Source organism: Polaromonas sp. P1_E1_2, assembly GCF_056406035.1.
Genome location: NZ_JBFUAZ010000473.1, coordinates 1 through 3,367, shown reverse-complemented (window position 1 = coordinate 3,367; position 3,367 = coordinate 1). Strand labels below are relative to the sequence as shown.

Below are 3,367 nucleotides of genomic sequence, written 5' to 3'. Positions count from 1 at the left end.
TTTTCCGAGCTTTTTCGAACATCTCTTTCAATATGCAGAAAATCATCCGCCAGATCGCGGCAGAAATCAAAGTCCAGGAACACCAGATCAAGGCGGCCGTAGAGCTGCTTGACGGCGGCGCCACGGTTCCCTTCATCGCGCGCTACCGCAAGGAAGCCACCGGCGGGCTGGACGACATCCAGTTGCGCGAGCTGGAATACCGGCTGGGCTACCTGCGCGAGCTGGAAGAGCGACGCGAAGCCGTGCTCAAAAGCATTGAAGAGCAGGGCAAGCTCACGCCCGAGTTGCGTGCAGCCATCGAGTTTGCCGCCACCAAGCAAGACCTCGAAGATCTGTACCTGCCCTTCAAGCCCAGGCGGCGCACCAAGGGCCAGATTGCGCGTGAAGCCGGCATCGAGCCGCTGGCCGACAAGCTGTTTGCCGACCCGTCGCTGGTACCTGCCGACGAAGCCGCGGCCTTTGTGAAGGCCGAAAAGAACGAAAGCGGTGACGACTTCACCACTGTGCAAGCCGTGCTCGACGGCGTGCGCGACATCCTCAGTGAACGCTGGGCCGAAGATGCCGGTTTGGTGCAGTCGCTGCGCCACTGGCTCTGGAGCGAAGGGCTGTTCAGCTCCAAGCTGGTGACCGGCAAAGACGAGAACAACGCCGACAACAGCAAATTCCGTGACTACTTCGACTACGACGAGCCGATTGGCCGTGTGCCTTCGCACCGTGCGCTGGCGGTCTTTCGCGGCCGCGGGCTCGAGATTCTGGATGCCAAGCTGGTGTTGCCCGAGCAGGCCGAGCCCGGCAAGCCCAGCATCGCCGAAGGCAAGATCGCGCTGCACCTGGGCTGGAGCCACAAGGCACGCCCGGCGGATGATTTGATCCGCAAGGCCGTGGCCTGGACCTGGCGCGTCAAGCTCAGCCTTTCGCTCGAGCGCGACCTCTTTACCCGTTTGCGCGAAGAKGCCGAGAAAGTCGCCATCAAGGTGTTTGCCGACAACCTGCGCGACCTGCTGCTGGCGGCGCCCGCCGGCCCGCGCGTGGTGATGGGTCTGGACCCGGGCATTCGTACCGGCGTGAAGGTGGCCGTGGTCGACGCCACCGGCAAGCTGGTGGAGACCTCCACGGTCTACCCGCACGAGCCACGCAAGGACTGGGATGGCTCCCTGCACACGCTGGCCAGGCTGTGCGAAAAGCATGGCGTCAACCTGATCGCCATCGGCAATGGCACAGCCAGCCGCGAAACCGACAAGCTGGCAGCGGACCTGATCAAGGGAATGGCCAAAGTGGAACAGGCCATTGAAAAAGTCGTGGTCAGCGAGGCCGGTGCCTCCATTTATTCAGCCAGTGAATTCGCTTCGCAGGAAATGCCCGACGTGGACGTGAGCCTGCGCGGCGCGGCCAGCATTGCGCGCCGCCTGCAAGACCCCCTGGCCGAGCTCGTCAAGATCGACCCGAAATCGATCGGCGTTGGCCAGTACCAGCACGACGTGAACCAGAGCGACCTGGCGCGCAGCCTGGACACCGTGGTCGAAGACTGCGTGAACAGCGTCGGCGTAGACCTGAACACCGCCAGCGTGCCGCTGCTGGCGCGCGTGTCGGGCCTGTCGCAAACGGTGGCCAAGTCGGTGGTGCGCTGGCGTGATGCCAATGGCGCGTTTGCCAGCCGTGCCGATTTGCTCAAGGTGACCGGCCTGGGCGCCAAAACTTTTGAGCAGAGCGCGGGCTTCCTGCGCCTGCGCAGCAGCAGCAACCCCCTGGACATGACCGGCGTGCACCCCGAAACCTACCCGGTGGTTGAAAAGATCATGGCCCACACCGGCAAGCCGGTGGCCGAGCTCATGGGCCGGGCCGAAATGCTCAAGACCCTGAAGCCGGAGCTGTTTGCCAATGAGCAGTTCGGCGTGATCACCGTCAAGGACATCATTGCCGAACTTGAAAAGCCCGGCCGCGACCCGCGCCCCGACTTCAAGGTGGCGCGCTTTAACGACGGTGTGGAAGACATCAAGGATTTGAAGGAAGGCATGACGCTGGAAGGCACGGTCAGCAACGTGGCCGCCTTCGGCGCCTTTATCGACATCGGCGTGCACCAGGACGGCCTGGTGCATGTGAGCCAGCTTTCCAACAAGTTCGTGACCGACGCGCGTGAGGTCGTAAAAACCGGCGACATCGTCAAAGTGCGCGTCACCGAAGTCGATGTGGCGCGCAAGCGCATTGGACTCACCATGAAGCTCGACGCCGCACCGGCCCGCCGCGACGGCCCGCGTGACAACCGCTTTGAAAGCGCGCGGCCGCCGGGCGGGCAAAACCGCGGCGGCAACTATGGAAGCCGCCCAGGCGCACCACAACCGGCCGCCGCGACCGCCATGGAGTCGGCCTTCAGCAAGCTGGCGGCACTGAAGAAATAATTGTGCGCATGACGTCAGGTCGCCAGAAAGGCATGAATTGACCCATTTTTAGGGTTAAATCAGGCCCTGGCGCTTGACTGACGGGCGCAACCAGCTATCAAAATAATAGCAACCATCCACCTCCATGCAAGCCCTCCGCATTTACGCCGGCCCCAAGGCACGCCGGCATATCGAGCAAAACGGCCTCAAGCCGGCAGACATTGCCGTGGTACCCGGGGCGGCAGGCGGACCCAAGGGCTTGATCCTTGGCGCACTGGACCGCTTTATCTTTGGGGACTGGCTGGCGCAAAGCAGCCATCCGGTGGACCTGGTCGGTGCGTCCATAGGCGCATGGCGCATGGCCACGGCCTGCCTGGCCAACCCGGCGGCCGCATTTCAGCGCCTCGAAACCGATTACATCCACCAGCATTACGAACTCAAGCCCGGCCAGAAGCGCCCGACCGCCGATGCCGTCAGCGAGCAGTTCGGCCAGAGCCTGAAGGTTTTCTACGGGGGCAGGGTGCAGGAAGTGATTGGAAATCCCCGCTATCGGCTGCACATCGTCACCTCGCGTGGCCGCCACATGCTGGGCCGTGAGCACAAGGTGGCCACGCCGCTGGGCTACTTCGGTGCCTTCCTCACCAACAGCCTGCACCGCAAGGCCATGGGCGCGTGGCTGGAGCGCGTCGTGTTTTCCACCCGGAACGCCCCCTTGCCGTTTGCGACTGCCGACTACCGGACCCGCCAGGTGCCGATGGACGAAGCCAATTTTCAGCCGGCGCTTCAGGCCAGCTGTTCCATCCCTTTTGTGCTGCGCTCCGTGCGCAACATCCCCGGCGCGCCGCCCGGCGCCTACTGGGATGGGGGCATCACAGACTACCACCTGCACCTGAACTATCACCGCGGGGGCACGGCAGGGGAGGCGGGGTCATCGCCGGGATTGGTGCTGTACCCGCATTTCCAGAGAGCCGTGGTGCCAGGCTGGCTCGACA

General features: G+C 63.6%; 2 protein-coding genes. Both read left to right on the top strand.

The window, feature by feature from the left end; genetic code table 11:
- Positions 1-32 precede the first annotated feature (32 nt).
- Entirely contained in the window at positions 33-2,396 is a 2,364-nt protein-coding gene (locus tag AC1D1P_RS18315) for a Tex family protein (RefSeq protein ID WP_477673946.1), read from the top strand.
- Positions 2,397-2,520: 124 nt separating this feature from the next.
- On the top strand, positions 2,521-3,367 hold an 847-nt coding region (locus tag AC1D1P_RS18310; RefSeq protein ID WP_477673945.1), incomplete at its 3' end, for a patatin-like phospholipase family protein.